Below are 19,916 nucleotides of genomic sequence, written 5' to 3'. Positions count from 1 at the left end.
CCATGGGCTGGGTGGTGTGCGGCGTCGTCGTAGTACTGCTGGCGGTGTGGCTCGGTGTGGCGTGGGCCCGGGTGCAGTGGGACGAGTGGGAGACGATCGCGCAGCGGTCGCCGCGGCCGTGGGTCCGTCGCGCACTGCAGCGTAAATGGCTACGGATTCCGATGATGGTGGCGATGGAAGCGCTCTGGTTCGTCTGACCGTGATCGGTCCCCCTTTTCGGCCGACCCTTGAATCTAATAACAAGTACTTGATACTCTGAGGGGGATGAATCCCGCCGCCCCCGCGCCCGCCGCCGAGACCGGCACCGCCACCACGGTGACCATCCACCTCGACCGGCAGACCGTCACCGTCACCCACCGTGACGGCAACACCCTGCTGCAGACCGCCCGGCTGGCCGGCCTACAGGCCCCGTCGTCGTGCGAGGTCGGCAACTGCGGCACCTGCATCGCCCAGGTCACCTGCGGCAGCGCCCGGATGCTCAACAACGAAGCCCTCGACGACGACGAGGTGGCCGAGGGCTGGGTGGTCACCTGCCAGGCCATCCCCACCGGAGACGCGGTCACGGTGAACTATGCCTAGCCGGTCGGGCCGGGTCGCCGTCGTCACCGGCGGCGCCTCCGGCATGGGTGAGGCCATCTGCCACGAATTGGGCCGGCGCGGGCACCGCGTCGCCGTCCTCGACCTCAACGCCGACGCCGCCGCCCGGGTGGCCGGCGAGCTGCGCGACGAGGGCGTCGAGGCGATCGCCGTGACCGTCGACGTGGCCGAGCGCCCCCAGGTGGAAGCCGCCTTCGCCACCGTCCGCGAAAAGCTCGGCCCCGTCGGCATTCTCGTCACCAGCGCCGGACTGTTCGGCTACGCGCCGTTCGCCGACATCACCGTGGCGGACTGGCAGCGGATCGTCGAGGTGAACCTCACCGGCACCTTCCACTGCTGCCAGGTCGGGTTGCCCGACATGGTCGAGGCGGGCTGGGGCCGGATCGTGATGATCTCGTCGTCGAGCGCGCAGCGCGGCACCCCGTTCGCCGCGCACTACGCCGCCTCCAAGGGCGCACTGCTCACCCTGACGAAGTCGCTGGCCCGCGAGTACGCGGCGAACGGCATCACGGTGAACAACATTCCGCCGTCGGGTATCGAGACGCCGATGCAGCACGCCTCCCAGGCCGCCGGGTACCTGCCGTCCAACGAGCAGATCGCCGCCCACATCCCGGTGGGGCACCTGGGCACACCCGAGGACATCGCTGCCGCGGTCGGGTTCCTGTGTTCGGATCAGGCCGGTTTCATCACCGGGCAGATCCTGGGCGTCAACGGCGGATCGGTGATGTGATGCGCGCGAACCGGTATCGCTGACGAGGAGATTGGTATGGCGACGAACTGGCCCAAGCCGGCCGAAGGCTCCTGGACCGAGCACTACCCCGAGCTGGGCACCGGCCCAATCTCGTTCCGCGACTCCATCTCCCCGGAGTTCTACGCGCTGGAGCGCGAGGCCGTCTTCAAGCGGGCATGGCTGAATCTGTGCCGGGTCGAGGAGATCCCGAACACCGGTGACTTCCTGACCAAACCCGTCGAGGCGGCCGACGCCTCGGTGCTGCTGGTCCGCGGCGACGACGGCGTGATCCGCGCCTTCCACAACGTCTGCCGCCACCACGGAAACCCGCTGGCCCACTCCGACAACGCCCCCGGGCCCAGCGGCGAAATATCCGGCAACACACCCCAACTCACCTGCCGCCGGTGCGGCTGGAGCTACGCCCTGGACGGCACCCTGCACGATGCTCCCGGCGGCAATCCCCCCGGCGACGGCTACGACCTGCTGCCGGTGCACTGCGACGTGTGGGCGGGCTTCGTGTTCGTCAACTTCGACTCGCAGCCGCGCCAGAGCCTGCGGGAGTTCCTCGGGCCGATGGTCACCGCCCTGGACGACTACCCGTTCCACAAGCTCACCGAGCGCTACGACTGGATCGCACACAACAACAGCAACTGGAAGATCTTCGCCGACGCGTTCCAGGAGTACTACCATGTGCCGGCGCTGCACTCCCAGCAGGTGCCACCCGAGGTCCGGGTACCCAACGCCGGATTCACCTGCGGGCATTTCCAGATCGACGGGCCGCACCGGCTGGTGTCGACCGCCGGCACCCGGCGCTGGCTGCTGCCCAAGGAGTACATGTACCCGATCGAGCGGGCCACCCGAAGCGGGCTGGTCGGCCCGTGGCACACCCCCGATCTCGGGGAGCTGCCGATGGCCGGGCTCAATCCCGGTGGCATCGAACCCTGGGGTATCAGCAACTTCCAGATCTTCCCGAACATCGAGATCCTGTTCTACGGCGGCTGGTATCTGCTGTACCGGTACTGGCCGACGTCGCACAACACCCATCGGTATGAGGCCTACACCTACTTCTGTCCCGCCCGAACCGTTCGGGAGCGCATCGAGCACGAGGTGGCCGCCGTCGTCCTCAAGGAGTTCGCTCTGCAGGACGCCGGGATGCTCGGCGGCACCCAGGCCGCCCTGGAGTTCGACATCATCGACGAGTTCCCGCTCAATGACCAGGAGATCCTGGTCCGCCACCTGCACAAGGCGACCGGCGACTGGGTGCGCGCCTACTCCGACGAGCAGCGAACGGCCGGGGTGGCGTGATGGGCGACCGCCTGCCCCCGGGGTTCGCCGAACTGGAACCGTTCGCCGAAACCTGGTGCCTGGAGACCGAAACCGAGCGGTGGAATCAGCGGCTGGCCTCGACCATGCCCGAGCTGCATGAGTTCTACGACGTGTTCTTCCCGCGGGTGGAGGAGGCCATCGAGTACTGCGACAAGTACCCGCTCGACGACCTGCCCGACGATGCGCTGAACCTGCTGCACCTGATCTATTCGCTGATCATGGTGGCGATGGCGGTGGAGGTCATGCACCAGCCGGCGCCGGTCGACGCCGCCGACGCGGTGATGATCCGCACCGGCGAACCCCGGCCCTGATCCCTTGTACCGGAAGGTAATCCCATGACCGTGCTGACCATCAACAAGCTGACCGAATCGGTGGGCGCCTCCGTCGAGGGCGTCGACTCCGACCGGCTGGCCGGCGACGACACGCTGGCCGCCGCCATCACCGGCGCCCTGGAAGACAATGGGGTGCTGGTGTTTCACGGCCTGCGCCTGGAGCCCGAGGCGCAGGTGGCTTTCTGCAGCCGGCTCGGCGAGGTGGACCGGTCCTCCGACGGCCATCACCCGGTATCCGGGATCTACCCGATCACCCTGGACAAGTCCAAGAACGCCTCGGCGGACTATCTCAAGGCCACCTTCGACTGGCACATCGACGGCTGCACGCCGCTGCACGACGAGTGCCCGCAGAAGGCGACGGTGCTCTCGGCGATCCAGGTGGCCTCCCGCGGCGGCGAAACCGAGTTCGCCAATTCCTATGCCGCGTATGAGGATCTGACCGATGCGGAGAAGGAGCGCTACTGCTCGCTGCGGGTGGTGCACTCACTGGAGGCCTCCCAGCGCCGGGTGTGGCCGGACCCGCCCGCGGAGATGTTGGCGCGCTGGCGCTCTCGCCCCACCCACGAGCACCCGCTGGTGTGGACCCATCGCAGCGGCCGCAAGTCGCTGGTGCTGGGCGCGTCGGCGGACTACATCGTCGGGATGGATCTCGACGAGGGCCGCGCGCTGCTCGACGAGCTGCTCGCGCACGCCACCACACGGGAAAAGGTGTACAGCCACCGCTGGGCCGTCGGCGACACGGTCATCTGGGACAACCAGGGGGTGCTGCACCGCGCCGCGCCCTACGAGCCGGACTCGCCGCGGGAGATGCTGCGTACCACCGTGCTCGGCGACGAACCCATCCGGTAGTCAGCTTCCCGGGCCGCCGCGGATGATGTAGCCGGTCGGGTCGTCGACGGTGTCGATGTTGGCGGCCAGGTCCTCGGCGGTCAGACCCGGGATGTCGATGCCCGGGGTGACCCCGAGGAACACCCGGGACACCTTGGTGCCGCCGACCCGGTAGATGTGCGCGGTGCGGTCGCAGTCCTCGTGGGCCAGGTAGACGACCACCGGCGTGACCTGTTCGGGCGCGGCCTCTTTCACCAGTTCGGCCATGGTGTTCTCGGTCATCCGGGTCTTGGCGATCGGAGAGAGGGCGTTGACCAGGATGTTGTTGCGCTTCCCCTCGATGGCCAGCACGTTCATCAGACCGATCAGCCCGGTCTTGGCCGCCCCGTAGTTGGACTGGCCGAAGGTGCCGAACAGGCCGGATCCAGACGTGGTCATGATGATCCGGCCGTAGTTCTGTTCCCGCATGTGCGGCCAGGCGGCCATGCAGGTGTGGAACGCGCCGCGCAGGTGCACGTCGATGACCGGGTCGACCTTGTCCGCTGTCATGTTCTTGAACGCCGCGTCGCGCAGGATGCCGGCGTTGTTGACCAGGATGTCGATGCGGCCGAAGTTGTCCACGGCCGCATCGATGATCGCCTTGCCGCCCTCGGGGGTGGCGACCGAGTCGGTGTTGGCCACCGCCGAGCCGCCGGCCGCGGTGATCTCATCGACGACGGCCGCAGCGGCCGAAGATCCGCCGGTGCCGTCGACCGCGGCGCCCAGGTCGTTGACGACGACGTGCGCACCCCGGCGCGCCAGGTCCAGGGCGTGGCAGCGGCCCAGTCCGCCGCCGGCGCCGGTGACGACGGCGACGCGTCCCTCGAAGTTCAAACTCACATGTCCTCCCGGTGATCTACTCTGCGCGGCAACGCGATTCGGCACTGCAGCGGTTATGCGGTTCAGCGCTGCCGCGGCAGCGCAATGGATTTCGTCTCGACGTAGCCGTCGAGTCCCTCGGTGCCCAGTTCCCGACCGTATCCGCTGCACTTCACGCCGCCGAACGGGGCGACGGGATCCATCGGGTAGCCCGCGTTGACGCCGAACGTGCCGGTGCGCACGGCCGCGGCCACCGCCAGCCCGCGGTCGGTGTCGGCGGTGAACACCGATCCGGCCAGTCCGTAGTCGGAATCGTTGGCGATCTCGATCGCCTCCTCCTCGTCGCGGTAGCCGATGACGGTCAGTACCGGTCCGAAGATCTCCTCGCGGGCGATGGTCATCGAGTTGTCGGCGTCGGCGAACAGCGTGGGCCGCACGTACCAACCGGAGTCCAGCCCGTCGGGCAGCTCGGTGCCGCCGAGCACCAGCCGCGCGCCGTCGGCCTGACCGGAACGGATGTAGTCGCGTACCCGCTCCTGCTGGCGGGAACTGATCAGCGGACCGATCACGGTGTCGGGGTCCGCGGGATCACCCACCCGCAGGCCGGCCAGTTCGGCGGCCAGCGCGTCGACGTACTCGCCGGCGCGCGCGGCCGGAACCAGGATGCGGCTCAACGCATTACAGACCTGCCCGCTGTTGGCCAGGCTGGCCAGGCGCACCCCGGTGGCCACCGCCTGCGGGTCGGCGTCGTCCAGCACGACGGCCGCCGACTTGCCGCCGAGTTCCAGGCTGACCCGGGTGAGGTTCTCGGCCGCCGCCGCGGCCACGGCGCGCCCGGCCGCCGTCGACCCGGTGAAAGACACCTTGTCGATGCCGGGGTGCGACACCAGACGTGCGCCGACCTCAGTTCGGCCCGGCAGCACCTGCACCACCCCGGGCGGCAGGTCGACCTGGGCGAGCATCTCGGCCAGCAGCAGTGCGTCCAGCGGGGATTCGGGCGCGGGTTTGACGATGATCGTGCAGCCGGTCAGCAGCGCGGGGATGAGTTTGGCGACGATGAGCAGCTGCGGCACGTTCCACGGCGTGATGGCCGCCACCACCCCGACGGGTTCCCGTCGCACCCGCACCGGCGCCCCGAAGAAGCCCGCGCGATCCTCCTCCCAGACGTAACCCTCGGCCAGGGTGGCGAACGCCCCCATCAGGGCGTTGGGCATACCGACCTGGACGCGGCGGGCGAAGCTGATCGGCGCGCCGATCTCGCGGCTGATCAGTTCGGCCATCTCACCGCCGCGGGCGGCGTAGATCTCGGCCAGCCGCCGGACCACGGCGATGCGCTCGCCCGCGTCCAGCCGCGGCCACGGGCCGTGGTCGAAGGCGGCGCGGGCGGTGACGACGGCGGTGTCCACGTCGGCCGGGCCGGGCGCGGTGACGGTGGCGATCGGCTCCTCGGTGTGCGGCGAGATGACGGTGATCGTCTCGGTGCCGTCCTCGGCCATGGCTGCCACCTCTCCGGGTTTTATCAACTACTTGTCAATATAGGGCTGCGCGGTGCCGAACCCGGACCGCGGGGGCCGCCGGGCGGCGGGGAGTTCGTTACGGTAAGTATTTCAGTATGGAAGCTCAAGCGGATACCCCCGACGCGCCGGCCGACGCGGAGCACGCCCCGTTCTTCACCCGGGTCGGGGACGCCCTGGTGCCCGGCGAGATCGCGCAGGGCGGCTGGGGTCCCACCCTCGGCGGCCAGGTGGTCGGCGGGCTGCTGGCCCGCGCCGTCGAGGCCCGCATCGACGATCCCGAACTCATCCCCGTGCGCCTCACCGTCGACATCCTGCGCCGGGTGGCTACCGAACCCGTGCAGGTCAGCGCCGAGGTGGTGCGCGTGGGCAAGCGCATGCGGGCGCTGTCGGCGACCATGACCCAGCACGGGGAGGTGGTCGCCCGCGCCTCCACGCTGCACCTGCGCCCGTCGGCCCAACCGTCCGACGACGCGTGGACCACCCCGCTGTCCATGCCGCCGATGCCCGCCGAACCCGAGCGGTTCAACCCGGCGGTGCCGATGTTCATCACCGCCTACGGCAAGGAACCGGCCGGCGGCGGGTTCCCCTGGCAGTACGACGGGCCCCGGTACGCCTGGCTGCGGGAGATCCGGCCGCTGGTCGCCGGCGAGGAGATGTCGCCGTTCGTCCGCGCGGCGCTGGCCGTCGACGTGACGGCGTCGATGACCAACTTCACCCCGTCCGGGCTGGGCTTCATCAACGCCGACTACACGCTGGCGCTGTGCCGGCTGCCCGAGGGGCCCTACATCGGGCTGGCCGCCCTCACCCACTACAGCGCCGAGGGCATCGCGGTGGGTTCGGCCACGCTGTTCGACGCCCGCGGGCCGATCGGCACCGGCCTGACCACCTCGGCCGCCAACCCGAACTTCAACGGCATCGCCGCACCGGGCTGAGTTCGGGTCTAGCTCGGGTCCGGGGCCGTCTTCACCCCGTGGGTGAGGATCGCCGCCGTCTGGGCGACCCACTCGTCGTCCAGCGGGACCTGCGGGATCAGCAGCAGCCGCATCATCGTGCCGCCGCCGACCAGCTCCACCAGCCGATCGGGGTCGACGTCGTCGTGCACCTGGCCCAGCGCCACGGCGTCCACGATGCGCTGGCGCACGGCGGCGAACGCCTCGCCGAAGCGGGTCATCACCCGGTCGTTGAGCTCCGGGTCGCCAGCCATGTCGGCAATCAGCCCGGGCAGTGCCGCGCGCACCACCGGGGAGCTGAACATGTCGCGCGAGTGGGCCAGCATCGCGGCGATGTCGCCGGCGATATCGCCCGACGGTCCGGCCAGCCCGGCGGGCGCGGCAGGGAAGGCCGCCTCGTGCACGAGTTCGGCCTTGCCCGGCCAGCGCCGGTACAGCGCGGTCTTGGTGGTGCCGGCCCGCTCTGCGATCGCCGCCATGGTCAGCGCGCCGTAGCCGACCTCCACCAGGAGTTCGGCGGTGGCAGCCAGAATGGCGGCGTCGATGCGCCGGTCGCGCGGTCGCCCGGCACCCTTGTCAACCGTCTCCGCTTCTGCTTTCATAACGCTACCTACAGTATCGTAATTCTGCGCGAAGGGACCAGTTGTGGCCACAGATGCCGAACCGTCCGGCGAAACCCGCAGCGTCGAGAACATCGACCGGTTGCAGCGCTCCAGTCGCGATGTCAGTACGGTACCCGCCATCCTGTCGCAGTGGCTGGCCACCCGGATGGACGGCGTGCGCCCCGAGGTCACCGTGGAAAGCGGCATCGACTCCAACGGCATGAGCTCGGAAACCCTGATCCTCACCGGACGCTGGACCAACGACGGCCGGCCGGTCGAGGAGAAGTGGGTGGCCCGGGTCGCCCCCACCGGCGCCGACGTGCCGGTGTTCTCGTCGTACCGGATGGACCACCAATTCGAGGTGATGCGACTGGCCGGCGAGCTCACCGACGTCCCGGTCCCCCGGGTGCGCTGGCTGGAGGACACCGGCGAGGTGCTCGGCGCGCCGTTCTTCCTGATGGACCACGTCGACGGCCAGGTGCCCCCCGACGTCATGCCCTACACCTTCGGCAACAACTGGTTCGCCGACGCCACCACAGAGCAGCAGAGGCTGTTGCAGGACAGCTCGGTCGAGGTGATCGCCAAGCTGCACACCATCCCCGATGCGGCGGCCACCTTCGACTTCCTGGCCCAGGCCGACCCGCCCGGCGACACCTCGCTGCGCCGGCATTTCGGCTGGCTCAAGGACTGGTACGAATTCGCCGCCGAGGACCTGGGCCGCTCGCCGCTGGTCGACCGCGCCCTGGACTGGCTGGAGGCGAACTTCCCCGACGACATCGCCGCCGGCGAATCCGTTCTGGTGTGGGGTGATTCGCGGATCGGCAACGTGCTGTACCAGGACTTCCGCCCGGTCGCCGTGCTGGACTGGGAGATGGCCACCGTCGGCCCCCGGGAGTTCGACGTGTCGTGGATCATCTTCGCGCACTCGGTGTTCCAGGAACTGTGCGCGATGGCGGGCATGGAGGGTATGCCGGATGTGTTGCGCGAGGAGGATGTCCGCACGACCTACGAGCGCCTGACCGGTGTCGAGTTGGCGGACCTGACCTGGTTCTACATCTACTGCGGGGTGGTGTGGTGCTGCGTGTTCATGCGCACCGGCGCCCGGCGGGTGCATTTCGGCGAGATGGAGCGGCCCGAGGACATCGAAACGCTCTTCTACCACAAGCCCTTGCTGCAACGACTGCTCGACGAGAACTAGGAGGCCGAACCGATGCTCGGACCGATGGACGAATTCCCGGTACACCAGCTGCCCCAGCCGATCGCCTGGCCGGGCTCCAGCGACCGCAACTTCTACGACCGCTCCTACTTCAACGCGCACGACCGCAGCGGCGACATCTTCGTCATCTCGGGGCTGGGCTACTACCCCAATCTCGGGGTGAAGGACGCCTTCCTGCTCGTCGCCCGCCGTGACGGCCGGTTCGGCTCGACCGGACACACCCAGACCGCGGTGCACCTGTCCGACGCCATCGACCAGAACCGGCTCAACCAGCGCGTCGGCAACTACCACATCGAGGTCAGCGAACCGCTGCAGCGGCTGCGCATCCACCTCGACAAGACCGACGGCATCGCCGCCGATCTCACCTGGAACGGGCTGTTTCCCGTCGTCCAGGAGCAGCGCCACATCCTGCGCACCGGAACCCGGATCACCCTCGACGCCCAGCGCTTCGCCCAGTTGGGTTCCTGGAGCGGTCATCTGGAGGTCGACGGCGAAATGATCACCGTCGATCCGGAAACCTGGATCGGCAGCCGCGACCGCTCCTGGGGCATCCGCCCGATCGGCGAGGCCGAGCCCGCCGGCCGCCCCGCCGACCCGCCGTTCGAGGGCATGTGGTGGCTCTACGTGCCGATCGCCTTCGAGCAGTTCTCCATCGTGCTGATCATCCAGGAGGAGCCCAACGGGTTCCGGTCGCTCAACGACTGCACCCGCATCTACCCCGACGGGCGCGTCGAGCAGCTGGGCTGGCCGCGGGTCAAGATCCACTACACCCCCGGCACCCGCATCCCGACCGGGGCGACCATCGAGGCCGCCGACGCCCAGGGACGGCCGGTGCGCTTCGACGTCGAATCCAAACTGCCGTGCCCGATTCACGTCGGCGGCGGCTACGGCGGTGACTCCGACTGGATCCACGGGATGTGGAAGGGCGAGAAGTTCACCGAGCGGCTGACCTACGACATGACCGATCCGGCGATCATCGGGCGTTCCGGGTTCGGGGTGATCGACCACGTCGGGCGGGCGGTGTGCACCGACGCCGACGGCACCCATGAGGGCTGGGGCCTGTTCGAGCACGGCGCGCTGGGCCGTCACGACCCGTCGGGCTTTGCCGACTGGCTGACCGTCGCGCCGTAGTCGTAGGGTGCGGTAATGCGCGCCACCGCCTGTATCCCGACTTCGTGGTCCCATCGATGACCGAACACACCGACGTTGCCGTTGTCGGCGCGGGTTTCGCGGGCCTGGCCGCGGCCCGTCGCCTCCGCTCCGCCGGGCACGAGACGATCGTGTTGGAGGGCCGCGACCGGGTCGGCGGCCGCTCGTGGACCACCGAGGTGGCCGGCATCCCGCTGGATCTGGGCGCGACGTTCGTCGGGCCGACCCAGGACGCGGTGATGGCGCTGGCCGAGGAACTCGGCTGTGTCACCGAGCCGACGTTCTGCGCGGGCCGCAACGTCATCTACTGGGGCGGGCGGCTGCGGTCGTACTCGGGCACCATCCCCCGGCTGTCGCTGCGCGAACTGTTCAACCTGGCCCGAGTCCGCCGCAAGCTCGCCCGCGCGAGCGCCGACATCGAGGTCGAGGCCCCCTGGACCGCCGCCCACGCCGGTGAACTCGATGCGATGTCGCTGCAGGACTGGCTGCGCTCGGCCGGGGCGTCGGCGTCGACCCTGGCGCTGCTGGGTATCGCGTCGCGGGTGACCTGGGGCGCCGAGCCTGATGCCGTGTCGGCGCTGCACGCCCTGCGCTACGTCAAGGCGGCGGGCGGGCTGGACACCATGCTCGACGTCACCGGCGGCGCGCAGCAGGACCGGTTCCTGGCCGGCACCCAGCAGATCGCGGTCAAGATGGCCGACGAACTCGGCGACCGGGTGCGTCTCGGCGCGGTGGTGCACCGGATCGAGCACTCCGACGCCGGGGTCACGGTGAGCGGCAACGGTTTTGCCGTACAGGCCGACGCGGTGATCGTGGCGATCCCGCCGCAGCACCGCGGCGCCATCGACTTCTCCCCCGCCCTGCCCGATCCGTACCCGCGGCTGACCACCGAGTGGCCGCAGGGCCGGCTGTCGAAGGCGTATGCGGTCTACGACCGGCCGTTCTGGCGCGCCGACGGGTGTTCGGGCGAGGCGCTGTCGGACACCCCGCCGGTGTTCATCACCTTCGACGTCAGCCCCAGCCCGGACGGCCCCGGGGTGCTGCTCGGTTTCATCGACCCGCGCGAGTTCGACGCCCTGGACGCCGACGCCCGGCGCGCCAGCGCCCTGCAGGGTTTCGCCCGGCTGTTCGGCGAGCAGGCGCTGTCACCGCGCGACTATCTCGATCACCGTTGGTCGGCGGAGGAATTCGCCCCCGGCGGTCCGACGGCCGCCGTCGGGCCGGGGTCCTGGTCCACGCTGGGCCCGTGGCTGCACAAGCCCGTCGGGCCGATCTTCTGGGCCGGCACCGAAACCGCCGACAAGTGGACCGGTTTCCTCGACGGCGCGGTGCGCTCGGGATACCGGGCGGCCAATCAGACCGCGATCTTCCGCAGCTGATCGGGCGACGGCCCGCGCGTCGGCGTCAGCCGACGTTTGCGTAGGCGCGGGTCGGACGGATCCGATCGGCGAGCCAGCCGTCGAAGTCGTCCTCGATCTCGGGCAGCACCGCCGGCCGCTCGACGGCCGAGGTGCGTCCGACGTAGACGATCGACGACGGGACCGGGGACACCGCGGCCTTCGCGACGGCCGCGGCGAACTGCGGGATCGCCGGGTCGTGCTCGGGGAAGAGGCTGACGATGTTGATCGCGCCGTCGATCTGGTCGACGAAGTCGCCGGAGACCACCGTGCAGTGCACGCCGCGCCGATTGAACGCCGCGCGCATGGCATACAGCGTGGTTTCCTCGGCGCGCTTGCTCTCGGCGACGGGCTGGTACCCCTTCAGCACGCCCTTGGCCGGGTAGAAGTGCGCCTGGTTGCTGGTGACGAAGACGATCCGGGAACCGGCGGGCATCAGCGGCAGCGCCGATTCGACCAGGTGCCGACCCGCCGCGGCGCCGGTGTGCCCGGCCCCTCCGTCGATGACCACACTGGCGTTGAGGACCAGGATGTCCAGCCGGCCGAACCGCCGCTTGATGTCCTCGATCATGGCCGTCACGGCTGCCGCGTCGGCGAGGTCGGCGGTCATCGCCGACGCCCGGCCCCCGGACCTCTCGATCTCGGCCACCACCGATGCCGCCCGCTCGCCACGCTGCCGGTGGTTGACGACGACGTGCGCTCCGGAGCGGCCGAGGAGGCGGGAGACCTCCGCGCCAAGGCCGTACGACCCACCGGTCACCAGGGCAATCTGCGGCAGTTCCTGTGAGGACATCGTGGCACCCTTCCGTCGGTATGCCTCCCCACACTACACCGAAATTAAGAATCTTAAGAAGCTGTTTAAGATAACGATGAGGTCATACTTTTGTGTGGTGCAGATCACAGAAAAGTGGACGTGCTAGGTGTACTCCGGCGCCCGCGGCTACTGGCTGTCCGTGGCCGTCGGCCCGTCGACGTGGTTCTGCAGCCAGGCTTCCCCGGCCCGCGCGGCCCGCAGCAACGCACCTCGCTCACCGAAGTAGGTGGCCAGCCAGCCGAGCCCGGGCAGTGCGGCCAGCCGTCGGGCGCCCTTGCCGGGCTGCGGCCGCTTGGACACCTCATCGAAGATCGCCCGCAGGATCCCGACGAGCTGCCACACCGTCCGGGTGATCACTACCGGCGTCGACGAGGTGATCGCCGCCAGCGGCTTCCACCCGGTCGGTGGGGTCTCCGGCGGGGGCTCGGGTTCCGGTTCGGCGTCGAGGTCGAAGTCGGCGGGCAGCATCCGGCCACAGAGCACCTGAGCCAGCAGTCGCACCTGGGTGGGCCGGTCGGTGACGCCGTATTCACGAGCGACCGCGCACAAGATAATGGCCTGGTTCACGAACCCGGCCAGCTCGCCGACCGGCACAAACCGGGCCAGGAAGCCGAACGCCCCGGGCGAGGCCACCAGCAGGTTGTCCAGCGCCCCGACCCGGTTCACCCACCACCGGGCACGCTCGTCGCGATCCATCCGCTCCCAGGCCGCGGTGCCGGGCATGTCGGCCGCGTTGAGCAGACGCGCACCGGCGTTGCGGGCCCGATCCGCAGTACCCGGCGCGCGGCCGGCGTCCTTGCGGCGTCGCCGCAACCGGAACCGTCGGATCCGGTCCCGCAACCGGCGCGGCGGGCTCAACAGGCGGAACGTCCGCTTGCGCAGCCCGGTCAGGTCCGACTCGGCCAGCAGGTCCAGTAGCGGGTCGATGACGGCGACGGCGCTGTTGAGCACGTCGGCGACCTCCGCGTCGGTGAGCGTGACACGTGGTTTCGGCAGCAGGCCCATGGTCGGAGATTCTTCCAGCCCGCAGCCGTCCGCATGCCCGCAGCCACGCATATACCGAGGGAATCCCGAAGTCGATTCCTTGGAAAAAGCTGAATAACGTTGCTTAGGATGCCCCAGATCGACCATTGATCTGAGGGGGAATCGTCGTGATCCGAGTGCTGCTGTGCGCCGCTGCAATCGCTATAGCCGGGACGGGATTGGCTCCGGCCGCCGTTGCAGCTCCGTACAAGAACTGCACCGAGGCGCGCAAGGCCGGGGACGTCAACATTCCGAGCACCAGCGACAAGTACGGTCCGCACCTGGATAGGGACGGCGACGGAATCGCCTGCGAATCGCGGTAATTCGCAGGTTGACTACCTCGCGGACCCTGGAGGGCGGCGGCGAGCTGCTGTCGGCCGACTTGCCGGCTCGGTCAGTCGACCCGGCCATCCTGGCGGCGGGCAACCTCGATCAGTCGGCGCAAATGCTGGTTGACCGCCTCGGGGTGCTCCAGGATCGTGGAGTGCCCGCCGGGCAGTTCGACAAGATCGACGACGTTGGGCGCCGACTGGGCGATGCGGTGGGTGGCCGCGATCGGCAGCAGCCGGTCCGCCTGACCGCCGATGACCAGCGTGGGCACCGTCAGGCTGTCGAGCTTGATGTGCCGGCGATCCAGCCCCTCGATGAGCATCCGGCCGTACTCGTGACGGCCACGTCGCGACGTCGATGTGGCCAGCTCGTGCATCGTGGCATGCACGTCGGGATGGGCGTCGTCGCCTACGGCCAGTCGGGACACCAGCTTGTTCGTCGGTCGATGGGCAACGCGAACCGCCGGCACCGATCCCAGGTGGCGGACGATGCGCCGGCCGATCGCAGCGCGCCCCCCGGCCAGCCGCTCGGGCGTACTGAGCAGCTGAATCTGACGCAGGACGTCGCCGGTTGAGCTGTTGATCAGCGCGACGCCGCCGGCGCGATCGGTCACCTTGTGCGGATAGCGCTCCGACCAGGCGCCGATTGCCATCCCGCCCATGGAATGCCCCGCGATGACGGCGCGTTCGCCGGGCGCCAGCGTGGCGTCGAGCACGGTGTCCAGGTCGGCGGCCAGGTGGTTGAGGCTGTACTGACCGCGGCCGGGAACTCCGCTGGCTCCGTGCCCGCGGTGGTCGAAAGCGATCACCTTGTGGTCGCGAGACAGGTCGATGATCTGCTCACGCCAGATGCCCATGGCGCAGACGAACCCGTGGCTGAGCACCACTGGATAGCCGTCCTCGGGCCCGAACACCCTGGTGTGCAGGTAGGTGCCGTCACCGGCCCGGACGTCGATATCGCGGCTGGGCGGAAGCAACAGGTGCGGTGCCATCCGTGCAGGGTATCCAATGCCGATACCGGCAGTCACGCATATCCGCCCAGCTACCGCCCATCGGCGGTGTCGGAGCCGGTTCGCCGCTGCTGATGACCCCTTGGCCGCGGTCCGTCAGCAACCGTTGACGCTGTTTTCCGCGCCTCCCGCCGCTGTGCGGTGGACAGGTTCGCGCCGGCCGGTGCGAGCGTGCGTCGCTGCTCAGGGACCTGCCGCCCGTCCCCCGCCGAGCCTGGTTCTGTGACGGCGGACCCGGGTGTGACGGAGGTGTCGTTCTGCACACTCTTTGCCGTACCGGACGGACTCGACCCGCCGACCATGCCCGTCGATCGACGGTTGAGGAGGCCGGCGAGCGCGGTGCGCACCGCACCGCCGCGCTTCGGGATGGCAGCCGGAATGGACGTCCGGCTGGCCTGCGTGCTAACCGAAGAGCCGCCCGACGCGCTGTTGACCGCATCCGCAATGTGCCGCAGCAGCCCGTCGTCAGAACCCGAGAGCCCGATCCCGTTCGCGTTGGCCTCGGCGAGCTTCTGGTTGACGTCGCCCGGGCGCTGATAGCCCGCCTCGACCGTCGGCCGCAACATCTTGTCCAGCGCTGGTGCCAGCGGTCCGGCCCAGGCGACCAAGGGCAGAGTCTTCGTCGGGGACCAGACATAGGTGATGGTGCCGCCCGCGGACGTCGTGGTGGTGTAGGCGGCGTTGTTCGGGTCGGTGATATCCACGTCCCAGTAGTTGTTGTGGATGGTCATCATGCCCATCATCGCGTTTGCGACCGCGACCAGATTCGTGGTGTCCTGCGGATAGTCCGCCCAGCCGTCGTACTGACGGATGACTTCGATTCCGTCGTAGGCGGTTCCACCTACGGGCAGGCCCTGACCGTTGTCGTAGCCGATGCCGCCCGCTTGGCGACCGTATGGGTTTTCCGGATTGCCGAACGACACCCACACGACAGAGTCCCTCGACGGAGCATCGGCCGGATGGGCGGACCAGTCACGCAGAGCGGCGTAGATGACCTGGCCTCCTTGACTGTGCCCGGACAGGATGACCTTTGCATCGGGATCCTGAGCGAGCCGAGCCGAAACAGCCGCGGCCACGCTCTGCGCCCCCTTCTCGGTCTCCCATCCGACAGGAAGAGCGAAATAGTCGACGGGAGTACAGGATTTCTCTTCCCTGCACAGTGCGCCCCACAATTGCAGCGGGGTGAAATGCAGTAGCGACTGCATTCCGACCAGCCCGCCCTCAAGCGTCAACGTGGTCGCAGGCCCAGCGATGAGATCGCTGATTCCTCGGCCGTCGGATTCCGAATCCGATGGTGCAGCAGCGGCCAGCCCCGGAGTCACGGACAGCGCGACCACGACGCAGGTCACCCAAACCGCACCGGAGTTTCTCACCGGGTCCTCTCCTCCCAGGTGACTGGCGCACCCGCCAGACAAGCCAAGCAGACCTGGCGCGTCGGCGCGGAGAAATCGGCTGAGGTGGCACATCTGGAATTCGTCCGTGCTCCAGCGGGCCAACCTTTCCCCGCGGGCCGCGGGTTGCGGGGTGGCGGGTGCCGGCTCGGTGTCTGGTGTTTTCCGGCCCGGCTCCCGCCTGTGGCGTTTTCTCTGTGGAGTTGTCAAGGTTTAGCGGTTATTCGTATTCGGTTGTGGGAGAGCATCTTCGGTTGAGGGTGAGCATGTTCAGTTGTGTTGGATCGGTTTCCCGGCGGGGCGCTGTCGGGGGGTGCGGTCTCGCGGTTGCTGGTATCACTGCCCGGGGACGGTTACGCCGCGGTGGGGAGTGCCGTGAGGGTGCGTCGGGTGTGGGAGCGCAGGTGCTCCCGCGGGCGGTTGGGGTGGGCCGGATCCGGGGGTGGGATGAACCAGGGGTGCCGGTCGGTGCCGAGGTAGACCTGCCAGCCGTAGTGGTGAATCATCGTGTGGTGACGCCGGCACAGCAGCACGCCGTTATCCAGGCTGGTCACCCCGTCGGGGTCCCACGGGCGGATATGGTGGCCATCGCACCAGGAGGGGTGGCGTCCGCAGCCGGGGAATGCGCAGCCGCGGTCTCGGGCGATCAGGGCGCGGCGGATGTGCGGCGGGAACAACCGCTGGCTGCGCCCCACATCCAGTGGGGCGCCGTTGCCGTCGACATGAATCACATCCAGGGTGCAGTCGCAGGTGATCAGGTCCGCGGTGGCCGCGCTGATCGGCCCGGTGTACCCGAGCATGTCGACGAACTCGTCGGACCATCCGACGCTGGGATCGGGGCCCACATACGGGTCGGCGGGACGGTGGCCACACAATTGCCCGCCGTCACCGGCGGCAACCGGTGTCACGGCGGGCATCGGCCGGATCAGCGAGACGTGGGGGAGCACTCCGCCGGAGAGCGGTCGGGTGGATCCGGAGAGGTAGTCGCGCAGCAGTTGGCCGAACCCGTCGGCGCGGCGCCGACTCGGTGGGCGGGCATCGCGGGAGCCGTCGGGTTCTGCGACGGGGCGGCACAGCGGGTCCAGGGCGGCGAGTAGTTCCTCGCCGGTCACCACGTCCAGGTCCAGCGTGGCGCTCACCCGGCCTTCGTCGTTGTGGGTCAGCGTCATGGTGTTGAGGTCGGCGTTCTCGGCTACCGGCACCCCAGCGTCGGCATCAGGGTCGGTGCCGGTGGCACCGGCCGCTTGCTGTGCCCGGACCCGGGCGATCGCGATGCCGCGGGCTCTACGGTTGACCTCGGCCGGGGTGGACTGCACCATCAATTTCCTGATGACCTCGGCCGCGTCGGCGTCGGTCAGTTCGATGCGGCTGCGGATGTGGGACAGGCCTTTGCCGACCGCGTCGGCGAACTCCACCCCCACCCCACCGACCCGCGCGGCTCGGGTCAGGGCGGGCAGTTCGGGGGCGGCGCGGCCGACGCGGGCTAGCCGGTAGGCCGCCGCCGGGGCCATCCCGAGCCCGGTGAGCAGATCGGCCCCGCAACGCAGATGCCGCCGCGTCGGGATTCCGGCGCGTTCGGCCGCTACGGTCGCGGTGGCGAGTAGGTGGTGCAACAGATTCACCGCCGCCACACCGGTTTTCAGCACCGCCAGCAGCCGCGGCTCATCAACCACACCCGCAGGGGCATCCAACAGATGAAATAGCGTGCGGCCGCCGCCGTGGTGGCTCTCGGTGGCGTCGCGGTCGATGTCGGCACCGGCGGCCGTCGCCGCTGGGACCGGGATACAGACCGTCGGCGCGAGCCCGACCGAACCCGCAGCCCCGGCCGGCACCGAAACCCGCACCGGGGCAAGCTGATCGATGAGCCGATCGACAAACCCGTCGAACTCATCCAGAAACACATCGAGACCAACGGCAGAACCCGTCACCTCGCAAACCGCAGCAGTCATCACGACCACCCGAACTTCCCCGACCGGCGCACACGGTGCGCGTATCGGGGTGAATAGTGCAACGGCTCCGATCATCCACCCCGATGCGGGACGGTCGAGCCTGGCGATGACGTAGCGCGGGCTTAGCCTCCACGGAGGCGATTCATTGTGGCTCAACGCTTTACATTGCGGCCCCGCGCTGCCTGCTATTCCTCGCGGATCCCCGCTGTCGGCCCCCTGGTGCCCAGCACCGAACTGACCACCGCGCCGACCAGGACGACCGACGCGGCGACGGTCTGCGCGACCAGCGCGGTGGTGTTGGTCAGCACCCGCTCCGAAGCCGGCTCAACGCCTAGCTGCTCCGTGAAATCACCCAACAGCAACCCGGGGTCCGCCAGACAGAGCACTGCGGTCACCGCGGCAACGGCTGCCGCCACGACGGCGACAATCCGCAGCCACCACCCGTTGAACAACGAAATCCCAAGCGAAACAGCCGCAGTCACCGAAGCGGTCAAGATCACCCAGCCCAACGGCCGTCCGCCGCCGAGCAACGGGCCGTAGTGCTCGGCGGCGACTCCGTGGTAACCCCACAGGCCGTCCCACGCCATCGGGATCCCGATGTCGCGCAAATCCACCCAGATCAGCAACGGCAGCGCCGCCGACACCAGCGCCAGCACGGCTGTCGTCGCCGTAATCACCCGTCCACGCAACACCTGTCCCCCATCATTCGTCCGCAACATCCATCCCGGCACCACCCATCCCGGCACCACCTGTCCCCCGCCCCGCACGCCCCCGACACACCGTCATCCATTGACCGGCACCAATTCCACCCCACTGCTGTACACCAGCGGCTTGTGACCGGTGAACTGATCGACGAGCACGGTCAACACCGGCTGCACCTCGTAGTCGTAATGGATGAATCCCTGATAGTCGGGCGCCGTTGCGCAAACCCGACCGGCGCCACCGCAGCGCTGGTGGACCGGAATGGCCAGAACCCCGACGAAGGCAAAGACGACGACAACCGCGCCGGCCAGTATCTTCACGCCATTCGACATCGCCATCCAGCCGACGCTACCGCCGGCCCGACGCCCTTTCGACCACCAATTTTCCCCGCGCATCCACCCGCACAGCGTTACCGTCAACGCATGACTCAGATTCTGCGCGGGTTGGGGACGGCAGCGGTTGCCGTCGCGTTGGTCGGTGCGGGCGCCGGCTGTCATTCCGGCGGATCGGAACCGTCGGCGTCCTCCACCACGGGCGCGGCATCCGCAAGCTCGGCAGCGAACAGCACCGCAGCAGAGCCCTTCACCGGCTATCTCGAACCGGTCGGCGGCACCAAGGACAACATCACCTACCAGGTCGATCTCCCGCAGGTGCGTGGCGGCGACACCGCGGTGCGCGAGAAGTTCAACTCCTCGATGCGCACCGCTCTCGACGACTACCTCGAGCCCGACGAGAGCCGTTCGACCACCGTCGCACCCGGAGCGCTCGTCGACGACCACAAGAGCGCGGTCACCCACGTCGGCCCCGGATCGGTGGCCGGCGTGCTCATCATGAACATCTTCGTCGAGCGGTCGGCGCACCCGTTTAACACGGTCTCGACGGTCGTGATCGACGCGCACACCGCCGCGCCGATCATGCTGAGCGACCTGTTCACCGACCCGGAGGCCGGGATGACCAAGCTGGTCGACGGGATCAAGACCGCGATGGCCAAAGACCCCCGGCTGGAAAATCAGGACGCTCCGAAACCGGTCGCCGATCAGCTGGCGAACTGGCTGCCCGGCGCCGACGGCCTGGTCGTCTACCTCTCGGTCGCGCACGTGTTCGGCGACTACTTCCCCGTCACAGTGCCGTGGGCCTCGATCGCCGATGTGCTGGCGCCCGGGATGCAGGAGAAGCTGACCACCTGAGGGCCGGTG

At 69.0% G+C, this 19,916-nt stretch carries 21 protein-coding genes and 1 pseudogene; 12 read left to right on the top strand and 10 right to left on the bottom strand.

The features are described 5' to 3' along the window. The first annotated feature begins 2 nt into the window (after positions 1 to 2). The 6 genes and pseudogenes from G6N16_RS08955 (at position 3) to G6N16_RS08930 (ending at position 3,834) form a co-directional block, all read left to right on the top strand. A complete protein-coding gene (locus G6N16_RS08955) occupies positions 3 to 197 on the top strand; it encodes a hypothetical protein (protein WP_083032636.1) in 195 nt (64 codons plus the stop codon). A 79-nt stretch (positions 198 to 276) separates the two neighbouring features. Next, a pseudogene (locus G6N16_RS08950) lies at positions 277 to 579 on the top strand (2Fe-2S iron-sulfur cluster-binding protein); the annotation flags it as partial. Continuing rightward, complete coding sequence (locus G6N16_RS08945) at positions 572 to 1,327, top strand: SDR family NAD(P)-dependent oxidoreductase (RefSeq protein ID WP_083032632.1); 756 nt, start codon at positions 572 to 574, stop codon at positions 1,325 to 1,327. The pseudogene G6N16_RS08950 and the gene G6N16_RS08945, both read left to right, overlap by 8 nt. A gap of 36 nt (positions 1,328 to 1,363) precedes the next feature. Continuing rightward, positions 1,364 to 2,632: an aromatic ring-hydroxylating oxygenase subunit alpha gene (locus G6N16_RS08940; RefSeq protein ID WP_083032631.1), complete on the top strand. Its 1,269-nt coding sequence runs from the start codon at positions 1,364 to 1,366 to the stop codon at positions 2,630 to 2,632. After that, positions 2,632 to 2,964 carry a hypothetical protein gene (locus tag G6N16_RS08935; RefSeq protein ID WP_083032629.1) on the top strand — a complete coding sequence of 111 codons (333 nt, stop codon included), beginning with the start codon at positions 2,632 to 2,634 and terminating at the stop codon, positions 2,962 to 2,964. Before G6N16_RS08940 ends, G6N16_RS08935 begins: the two co-directional genes overlap by 1 nt. A gap of 24 nt (positions 2,965 to 2,988) precedes the next feature. After that, positions 2,989 to 3,834, top strand: a complete 846-nt coding sequence (locus G6N16_RS08930) for a TauD/TfdA dioxygenase family protein (RefSeq protein WP_083032628.1) — start codon at positions 2,989 to 2,991, stop codon at positions 3,832 to 3,834. Here G6N16_RS08930 and G6N16_RS08925 read toward each other — a convergent pair whose 3' ends face one another. Then, positions 3,835 to 4,686: an SDR family oxidoreductase gene (locus tag G6N16_RS08925; RefSeq protein ID WP_083032657.1), complete on the bottom strand. Its 852-nt coding sequence runs from the start codon at positions 4,684 to 4,686 to the stop codon at positions 3,835 to 3,837. A 68-nt stretch (positions 4,687 to 4,754) separates the two neighbouring features. Continuing rightward, positions 4,755 to 6,167, bottom strand: a complete 1,413-nt coding sequence (locus G6N16_RS08920) for an aldehyde dehydrogenase (RefSeq protein WP_083032626.1) — start codon at positions 6,165 to 6,167, stop codon at positions 4,755 to 4,757. Between the two features lie 116 nt (positions 6,168 to 6,283). Between G6N16_RS08920 and G6N16_RS08915 the strand changes: the two genes are divergently transcribed. Continuing rightward, positions 6,284 to 7,120, top strand: a complete 837-nt coding sequence (locus tag G6N16_RS08915) for a thioesterase family protein (RefSeq protein WP_083032625.1) — start codon at positions 6,284 to 6,286, stop codon at positions 7,118 to 7,120. A gap of 8 nt (positions 7,121 to 7,128) precedes the next feature. Here G6N16_RS08915 and G6N16_RS08910 read toward each other — a convergent pair whose 3' ends face one another. Next, on the bottom strand, positions 7,129 to 7,740 hold the full coding sequence (locus G6N16_RS08910) for a TetR/AcrR family transcriptional regulator (protein ID WP_083032623.1): 612 nt from the start codon (positions 7,738 to 7,740) through the stop codon (positions 7,129 to 7,131). Between the two features lie 43 nt (positions 7,741 to 7,783). On the opposite strand from G6N16_RS08910, the gene G6N16_RS08905 reads away from it, so the two are divergent. From G6N16_RS08905 to G6N16_RS08895, 3 genes are read left to right on the top strand one after another with little or no spacing between them, the layout of a single operon-like run. After that, entirely contained in the window at positions 7,784 to 8,938 is a 1,155-nt protein-coding gene (locus G6N16_RS08905) for a phosphotransferase family protein (RefSeq protein WP_234805965.1), read from the top strand. A gap of 12 nt (positions 8,939 to 8,950) precedes the next feature. Continuing rightward, positions 8,951 to 10,087 carry an Rv3169 family protein gene (locus tag G6N16_RS08900; RefSeq protein ID WP_083032621.1) on the top strand — a complete coding sequence of 379 codons (1,137 nt, stop codon included), beginning with the start codon at positions 8,951 to 8,953 and terminating at the stop codon, positions 10,085 to 10,087. A gap of 56 nt (positions 10,088 to 10,143) precedes the next feature. Beyond that, a complete protein-coding gene (locus G6N16_RS08895) occupies positions 10,144 to 11,484 on the top strand; it encodes a flavin monoamine oxidase family protein (protein WP_083032619.1) in 1,341 nt (446 codons plus the stop codon). 25 nt (positions 11,485 to 11,509) lie between these two features. Here the strand turns inward: G6N16_RS08895 and G6N16_RS08890 are convergent, their stop codons facing one another. Continuing rightward, positions 11,510 to 12,295: an SDR family oxidoreductase gene (locus tag G6N16_RS08890; RefSeq protein ID WP_083032618.1), complete on the bottom strand. Its 786-nt coding sequence runs from the start codon at positions 12,293 to 12,295 to the stop codon at positions 11,510 to 11,512. Between the two features lie 147 nt (positions 12,296 to 12,442). After that, a complete protein-coding gene (locus tag G6N16_RS08885; RefSeq protein WP_083032616.1) occupies positions 12,443 to 13,321 on the bottom strand; it encodes a hypothetical protein in 879 nt (292 codons plus the stop codon). A gap of 146 nt (positions 13,322 to 13,467) precedes the next feature. On the opposite strand from G6N16_RS08885, the gene G6N16_RS08880 reads away from it, so the two are divergent. After that, complete coding sequence (locus tag G6N16_RS08880) at positions 13,468 to 13,662, top strand: excalibur calcium-binding domain-containing protein (protein WP_083032614.1); 195 nt, start codon at positions 13,468 to 13,470, stop codon at positions 13,660 to 13,662. Positions 13,663 to 13,733: 71 nt separating this feature from the next. On the opposite strand, the gene G6N16_RS08875 is transcribed toward G6N16_RS08880, so the two are convergent. The 5 genes from G6N16_RS08875 to G6N16_RS08855 all read right to left on the bottom strand — a co-directional run bounded on the left by G6N16_RS08875 (position 13,734) and on the right by G6N16_RS08855 (position 19,058). Further along, positions 13,734 to 14,660, bottom strand: coding sequence for an alpha/beta fold hydrolase (locus G6N16_RS08875; protein WP_083032612.1), 927 nt, complete (start codon positions 14,658 to 14,660; stop codon positions 13,734 to 13,736). Between the two features lie 50 nt (positions 14,661 to 14,710). Then, entirely contained in the window at positions 14,711 to 16,027 is a 1,317-nt protein-coding gene (locus tag G6N16_RS08870) for a PE-PPE domain-containing protein (RefSeq protein ID WP_163787835.1), read from the bottom strand. A gap of 395 nt (positions 16,028 to 16,422) precedes the next feature. Then, positions 16,423 to 18,018 (bottom strand): HNH endonuclease signature motif containing protein, encoded by a 1,596-nt coding sequence (locus G6N16_RS08865; protein WP_163787834.1) that lies wholly within the window; start codon positions 18,016 to 18,018, stop codon positions 16,423 to 16,425. A 185-nt stretch (positions 18,019 to 18,203) separates the two neighbouring features. After that, complete coding sequence (locus tag G6N16_RS08860) at positions 18,204 to 18,695, bottom strand: hypothetical protein (protein ID WP_133053051.1); 492 nt, start codon at positions 18,693 to 18,695, stop codon at positions 18,204 to 18,206. Positions 18,696 to 18,800: 105 nt separating this feature from the next. Continuing rightward, entirely contained in the window at positions 18,801 to 19,058 is a 258-nt protein-coding gene (locus tag G6N16_RS08855) for a hypothetical protein (protein ID WP_110810944.1), read from the bottom strand. A gap of 84 nt (positions 19,059 to 19,142) precedes the next feature. On the opposite strand from G6N16_RS08855, the gene G6N16_RS08850 reads away from it, so the two are divergent. Continuing rightward, entirely contained in the window at positions 19,143 to 19,907 is a 765-nt protein-coding gene (locus G6N16_RS08850; RefSeq protein ID WP_083033084.1) for an RsiV family protein, read from the top strand. The last annotated feature ends 9 nt before the right edge of the window (positions 19,908 to 19,916 follow it).

Source organism: Mycolicibacterium insubricum (assembly GCF_010731615.1).
In the GTDB taxonomy this organism is placed as follows: Bacteria; Actinomycetota; Actinomycetes; order Mycobacteriales; family Mycobacteriaceae; genus Mycobacterium; species Mycobacterium insubricum.
This window is presented reverse-complemented; position numbering and strand designations above follow the sequence as displayed.

Coding starts and splice junctions, on each gene's coding strand:
- G6N16_RS08955 (WP_083032636.1), top strand. CDS start 3: ATGGGCTGGGTGGTGTGCGGCGTCGTCGTAGTACTGCTGGCGGTGTGG.
- G6N16_RS08945 (WP_083032632.1), top strand. CDS start 572: ATGCCTAGCCGGTCGGGCCGGGTCGCCGTCGTCACCGGCGGCGCCTCC.
- G6N16_RS08940 (WP_083032631.1), top strand. CDS start 1,364: ATGGCGACGAACTGGCCCAAGCCGGCCGAAGGCTCCTGGACCGAGCAC.
- G6N16_RS08935 (WP_083032629.1), top strand. CDS start 2,632: ATGGGCGACCGCCTGCCCCCGGGGTTCGCCGAACTGGAACCGTTCGCC.
- G6N16_RS08930 (WP_083032628.1), top strand. CDS start 2,989: ATGACCGTGCTGACCATCAACAAGCTGACCGAATCGGTGGGCGCCTCC.
- G6N16_RS08920 (WP_083032626.1), bottom strand. CDS start 6,167: ATGGCCGAGGACGGCACCGAGACGATCACCGTCATCTCGCCGCACACC.
- G6N16_RS08915 (WP_083032625.1), top strand. CDS start 6,284: ATGGAAGCTCAAGCGGATACCCCCGACGCGCCGGCCGACGCGGAGCAC.
- G6N16_RS08910 (WP_083032623.1), bottom strand. CDS start 7,740: ATGAAAGCAGAAGCGGAGACGGTTGACAAGGGTGCCGGGCGACCGCGC.
- G6N16_RS08900 (WP_083032621.1), top strand. CDS start 8,951: ATGCTCGGACCGATGGACGAATTCCCGGTACACCAGCTGCCCCAGCCG.
- G6N16_RS08895 (WP_083032619.1), top strand. CDS start 10,144: ATGACCGAACACACCGACGTTGCCGTTGTCGGCGCGGGTTTCGCGGGC.
- G6N16_RS08890 (WP_083032618.1), bottom strand. CDS start 12,295: ATGTCCTCACAGGAACTGCCGCAGATTGCCCTGGTGACCGGTGGGTCG.
- G6N16_RS08885 (WP_083032616.1), bottom strand. CDS start 13,321: ATGGGCCTGCTGCCGAAACCACGTGTCACGCTCACCGACGCGGAGGTC.
- G6N16_RS08875 (WP_083032612.1), bottom strand. CDS start 14,660: ATGGCACCGCACCTGTTGCTTCCGCCCAGCCGCGATATCGACGTCCGG.
- G6N16_RS08865 (WP_163787834.1), bottom strand. CDS start 18,018: ATGACTGCTGCGGTTTGCGAGGTGACGGGTTCTGCCGTTGGTCTCGAT.
- G6N16_RS08855 (WP_110810944.1), bottom strand. CDS start 19,058: ATGGCGATGTCGAATGGCGTGAAGATACTGGCCGGCGCGGTTGTCGTC.
- G6N16_RS08850 (WP_083033084.1), top strand. CDS start 19,143: ATGACTCAGATTCTGCGCGGGTTGGGGACGGCAGCGGTTGCCGTCGCG.